Source organism: Sphingomonas sp. (assembly GCF_036387595.1).
GTDB lineage: Bacteria > Pseudomonadota > Alphaproteobacteria > Sphingomonadales > Sphingomonadaceae > Sphingomonas.
The window spans coordinates 1-4,506 of sequence record NZ_DASVTL010000008.1 but is presented as its reverse complement, the minus strand read 5'-3'; the positions used below and the strand labels follow the sequence as shown (position 1 = coordinate 4,506).

The 4,506-nt window shown below is 65.9% G+C and carries 7 protein-coding genes; 3 read left to right on the top strand and 4 right to left on the bottom strand.

The features are described 5' to 3' along the window. The first annotated feature begins 34 nt into the window (after positions 1-34). Together VF643_RS00410 and VF643_RS00405 are read left to right on the top strand one after the other, a co-directional pair. Positions 35-799, top strand: coding sequence for an SDR family oxidoreductase (locus VF643_RS00410; RefSeq protein WP_331041387.1), 765 nt, complete (start codon positions 35-37; stop codon positions 797-799). After that, on the top strand, positions 796-1,608 hold the full coding sequence (locus tag VF643_RS00405) for an SDR family oxidoreductase (protein WP_331041386.1): 813 nt from the start codon (positions 796-798) through the stop codon (positions 1,606-1,608). The genes VF643_RS00410 and VF643_RS00405 overlap by 4 nt, the downstream gene beginning before the upstream one ends. Positions 1,609-1,701: 93 nt before the next feature. Here the strand turns inward: VF643_RS00405 and VF643_RS00400 are convergent, their stop codons facing one another. Then, the gene (locus tag VF643_RS00400) at positions 1,702-2,037 is read right to left on the bottom strand and encodes a hypothetical protein (protein WP_331041385.1); all 336 of its coding nucleotides are present in this window, start codon (positions 2,035-2,037) and stop codon (positions 1,702-1,704) included. A 128-nt stretch (positions 2,038-2,165) separates the two neighbouring features. On the opposite strand from VF643_RS00400, the gene VF643_RS00395 reads away from it, so the two are divergent. After that, positions 2,166-2,947, top strand: a protein-coding gene (locus VF643_RS00395; protein ID WP_331041384.1) for an IS5 family transposase whose coding sequence is annotated in 2 segments (ribosomal slippage) — positions 2,166-2,505 and positions 2,505-2,947 — 783 coding nt in all. Because the reading frame shifts where the segments join, the coding sequence is not laid out codon by codon here. Here VF643_RS00395 and VF643_RS00390 read toward each other — a convergent pair. The 3 genes from VF643_RS00390 to VF643_RS00380 form a co-directional block, all read right to left on the bottom strand. Then, positions 2,944-3,300 (bottom strand): hypothetical protein, encoded by a 357-nt coding sequence (locus VF643_RS00390; RefSeq protein WP_331041383.1) that lies wholly within the window; start codon positions 3,298-3,300, stop codon positions 2,944-2,946. The genes VF643_RS00395 and VF643_RS00390 overlap by 4 nt on opposite strands. A 16-nt stretch (positions 3,301-3,316) precedes the next feature. After that, positions 3,317-4,207 carry an acyl-CoA thioesterase II gene (locus VF643_RS00385; RefSeq protein WP_331041382.1) on the bottom strand — a complete coding sequence of 297 codons (891 nt, stop codon included), beginning with the start codon at positions 4,205-4,207 and terminating at the stop codon, positions 3,317-3,319. Between the two features lie 152 nt (positions 4,208-4,359). Further along, positions 4,360-4,506 (bottom strand): acyl-CoA dehydrogenase family protein (locus VF643_RS00380; RefSeq protein WP_414713753.1); only part of this gene is annotated, 147 nt, incomplete at its 5' end.

Here is a 4,506-nt window from a genome sequence, read left to right as displayed (position 1 = left end):
GCGTGGGACTTCGCGGTGAAGGCGGGAGCATAGCATGTCGCAATTCGACCTGACCGGCAGGGTCGCGATCGTCACCGGATCGTCGCGCGGGATCGGCCGCGCCTCCGCCTTCGAGCTGGCCGAGCACGGCGCCAAGGTCGTCATCTCCAGCCGCAAGCAGGACGCCTGCGAGGCGGTCGCGGACGAACTCAACGGCAAATATGGCGAGGGCAGCGCGATCGCGGTGGCGGCCAACATCTCCGACAAGGCGGGGCTCCGGAACCTGGTCGACGAGACCCGTCGCGCGTTCGGGCGTGTCGACATCCTCGTCTGCAACGCCGCGTCCAACCCCTATTACGGCCCGCAAGAGGGGATCGCGGACGAGCAGTTCCGCAAGATCATGGACAACAACATCCTGTCCAACCACTGGCTGATATCGATGGTCGCGCCCGAGATGCGCGAGCGCGGGAGCGGGTCGGTGGTGATCGTGTCGTCGATCGGCGGCCTGCGCGGGTCGCCCGTGATCGGGGCCTATTGCATCTCCAAGGCCGCCGACATGCAGCTCGCGCGCAACCTGGCCGTCGAATACGGCCCGCACAATGTCCGCGTGAACTGCATCGCGCCGGGGCTCATCAAGACCGATTTCGCGCGCGCCCTGTGGGAGGACCCGGAGGCCGCCGCGCGCCGCAACGCCGAGACCCCGCTTCGCCGCATCGGCGAGCCGCACGAGATCGCGGGCGCGGTCGTGTTCCTGGCGAGCGACGCGTCGAGCTACATGACCGGACAGACGATCGTGGTGGATGGGGGCGTGACGATATGAGGTTCCGGAATAAGTCGATCATCGTCACCGGCGCGGGATCGGGCATCGGCCGCGCCGCCGCCTGCCTGTTCGCGGCCGAGGGCGGGTCGGTGATCGTCGCCGACCGGACCGAGGGCGCCGACGAGACCGCGCAGCTGATCGGGCAAGCGGGCGGCATCGCGCGCGCGATCCGCATCGACGCCGGGCTGGAGGAGGATGTCGTGCGCGCGGTCGAGCTGGCGGTGGCCGAATTCGGCGGCGTCGACGTGATGTTCGCCAATGCGGGCATATCGGGCGGGATGGCGAACATCTTCGACACGGACGTGGCGCTCATCGCGGAGGTGCTGCGCGTCAACCTGATCGGCCCGTTCCTGGCGATCAAGCATGCCGCGCCGCGCATCGCCGAGCGCGCCAGGGATACCGGAAGGGGCGGGGCGATCGTGCTCACCGCCAGCGTCGCCGGCATCCGCTCGGGCGCGGGATCGCCCGCCTATTCGGCGTCCAAGGCGGGCGTCATCAACCTCGCCCAGGTGTCGGCGCAGCAGCTCGCCGGGTCCAATGTCCGCGTCAACGCCATCTGCCCCGGCCTGACCGAGACGGGGATGACCAAGCCGACCTTCGACTATGCGCGCGACGCCGGAAAGATGGACCGCGTCGGCCGCCTCAATCCCCTGCGCCGCGGCGCCCAGCCCGAGGAACTCGCCAGGGTCGCGCTGTTCCTGGCGTCGGATGATGCCAGCTATGTCAACGGCCAGGCGATCGCGGTCGATGGCGGGCTGTCGTCGAGCCACCCGGTGACGAAGCAGGAATATGGCCGGACGGCGGTTTAGGGTCGGGAGCTTGTCGGCGAGGATGTCCGAAACCGGTGGTTAGCGGACGTTTGCTAGGCGGCGTGGACAAATTCGCGCGGGCAACTGTGGCGCTCAGGCCCGGTCGGTCTCCGCTGCTTTTTCTATGATCTTGCGTGTCAAATACTCGTAGATGCCACGCTGCCGACTGTCGTTCTCGACAATCTCGGCAGATTTGATGACGTAGTCCGCCTTAAGCGCCGCATTCACGTCGGCAAGGCCCGACTGAATCGCTGGCAGGACCTCTTCGGCAGTCAAGCCCTCGTAATGCAGACACTCGCCAATGGCAGGTAGCACCGTAACGGCGAACTCCTGCGGGCTTCCTCGTACCAAGGTCAGTCGAAGCATGTTGTGCGTTGGGCCGGTAACATGTTGCGCGGTGAAGGTGCCGTCTTGTTCGGTGATGTGCATATGATCCTCTTGCAGCGAGGATAACAGATGAGCGACCGCAATACACCGAGCATCACCAGACCCGATGTGAGCACCATCGTTGACGCAGCCGGAAAGGATTGATTCAATTCTGCTTTTTGGAGGTGGGCTTGAGCCGGGGCGATCTTACCGAGGCGGAATGGCGCATCCTGAGGAACTTGCTGCCAATCGAGCGGAAGAACCGAGGTCGGGGACGGCCTCCCGAACAGAACCGCTCGATTATCAACGGCATACTCTGGCGGCTGCGGTGCGGTGCACCGTGGCGCGACGTGCCGCCCAAATACGGAAGTTGGAACACCATCTATCGCCGGTTCCGGCGATGGAGCGAAGCCGGGGTATGGGAGATCGTGGCGGTCACGCTGGCCGAGATCATGGCGGATACCGGCCACTACAGCATCGACAGCACCACCGTTCGCGCCCACGTCTCGGCAGCGGGCGGAAAAGGGGGGCTCATCGACGCGCTCTTGGCCGCTCGCGGGGCGGGTTCACCAGTAAGCTTCACTGCCTGGCTGACGCCCTCGGGCGACCGCTCGCCTTCTACCTGACCGGCGGCGAGGCGGCAGACTGCAAGGCGTATGATGCTCTGATCGTCCTGCCAGAGCGAGCACCGGATGCTCTGCTTGCCGACAAGGGCTACGATGCCGACGCCATCCGCGCTGATTTTACCAAGCGGAACATCGAACCGGTCATCCCCGGCCGGTCAAACCGCCGCATGAAGATCGAGCATGACCGTGTACTCTACAAGCAGCGCAACCGCATCGAGCGCATGTTCGGCCACCTCAAGATCAACCGCGCCATCGCCACCCGCTACGACCAACTCGCCAGCAGCTTCCTCGGCATGGTCCACCTCGCCACCGCAAGATACTGGCTCAAATTTGTCCACGCCGCCTAGGCGTCGTCCTCTGCGTAGCGGATCAAGCGTTCGCAACGCTCGCTCTCCGTTGCCGATGCGCCCTCGCCCGACGCAGCGTAGTCCTTAATGAAGTCGCGAGCGATGAAGGCTTCGAGAAAGTAGCTGTAGCTGATCTCGCCGTGTTTAACCGGCTCCGTGGTGTCTGGCGCGGACTTGATGATAACTGCATCCGAATCACCGGACCATGGCTGCGCTACGTAGATCGTCGCGTCGTCGTCTTGCCATTCGGAGGTCGATTGCAGAAGGTCGATCAAGCGCAAAGCATACCTCCACAGCAGTGAGCTGAACCTAGCGTGGTCGCTCAACATCGGCAAATGGGCGAGAGCGGTCATTACCGCCTCCTTCACCCTACTTCCGCAGCCGAATCAGCCCTTCCTGCGCGACGCTCGCCACTAGGCGGCCGTCCTGCGCGAAGATGCGCCTCCGGTTGAAGCCGCGCGCATGGCCCGCCCAGGGGCTGTCGGTGGCGTAAAGCAGCCATTCGTCGGCGCGGAAGGGTTCGTGGAGCCAGAGGGCGTGGTCGAGGCTCGCGGTCTGGAGGTCGTGCGTTATCCAGTTGACGCCATGGGGCAGGGTGCAGGTGCCCAGCAAGGACATGTCGGACGTGTAGGTCAGCACCGCGCGGTGCATCGCCGCGTCGTCGCCGATCGGCGCGCAGAGGCGGAACCAGCTCGCCTGGGCGGGCTCGCGCGCTTCGGGGCGGAACCAGCTGCGCGCATGAACGGGACGGATCTCGACGGGGCGGGGGCGGAGCAGATGCGGGCGCCATTTCTCCGGGATCTCGTCGATCATCTCCTCGCGCAGCTCGCGCTCGGAGCGCAGCGCGTCGGGCGGCGGCACGTCGGGCATCGCGTCCCGGTGGTGCAGCCCTTCCTCCGGCACCTGGAGCGAGGCGGTAAGGCTGAGGATGGGCTGGCCGTTCTGCGTGGCGATCACGCGGCGCGTGGCGAAGCTGCGCCCCTCGAAATCGCGGACGACGCGGTAGATGATCGGGTGGTTCTCGTCGCCCGGCCGCATGAAATAGGCGTGGAGCGAATGGGCGGTCTTGGGCGCGTCGGTGGAACGCTGTGCCGCCTGGAGCGCCTGGGCGATCACCTGGCCGCCGAAGACGCGGCCGACCCCGCCGGGCTGGCGCGCGCCGCGGTACAGGTCGGTGTCGAGCTGTTCGACGTCGAGCAGCGCGACGAGCGAGGCGACGAGCGTCTCCGGCGGGGTGTCGCGGGGGGTGTTCAGGGCCATCGCACAAGACTTCCGTTCGCCCTGAGTAGCCGACGAGCGAAGCCGAGGCGGCATATCGAAGGGCAGGTGGGTAAGCCCATGTCCTTCGATACGGGCCTTCGCTACACGCCTGCGGCGCTACTCAGTCCCTACTCAGGACGAACGGGTTTTGGTCAATAGCCCGCCAGCCGGGCCAGCCGGTCGGCATGGTAGTTGGCGTCGCCGAACATCTCCGCCAGCACGCGGGCGCGCTTCATGAAGAAGCCGATGTCATATTCGTCGGTCATGCCGATGCCGCCATGCATCTGGATGCCTTCCTG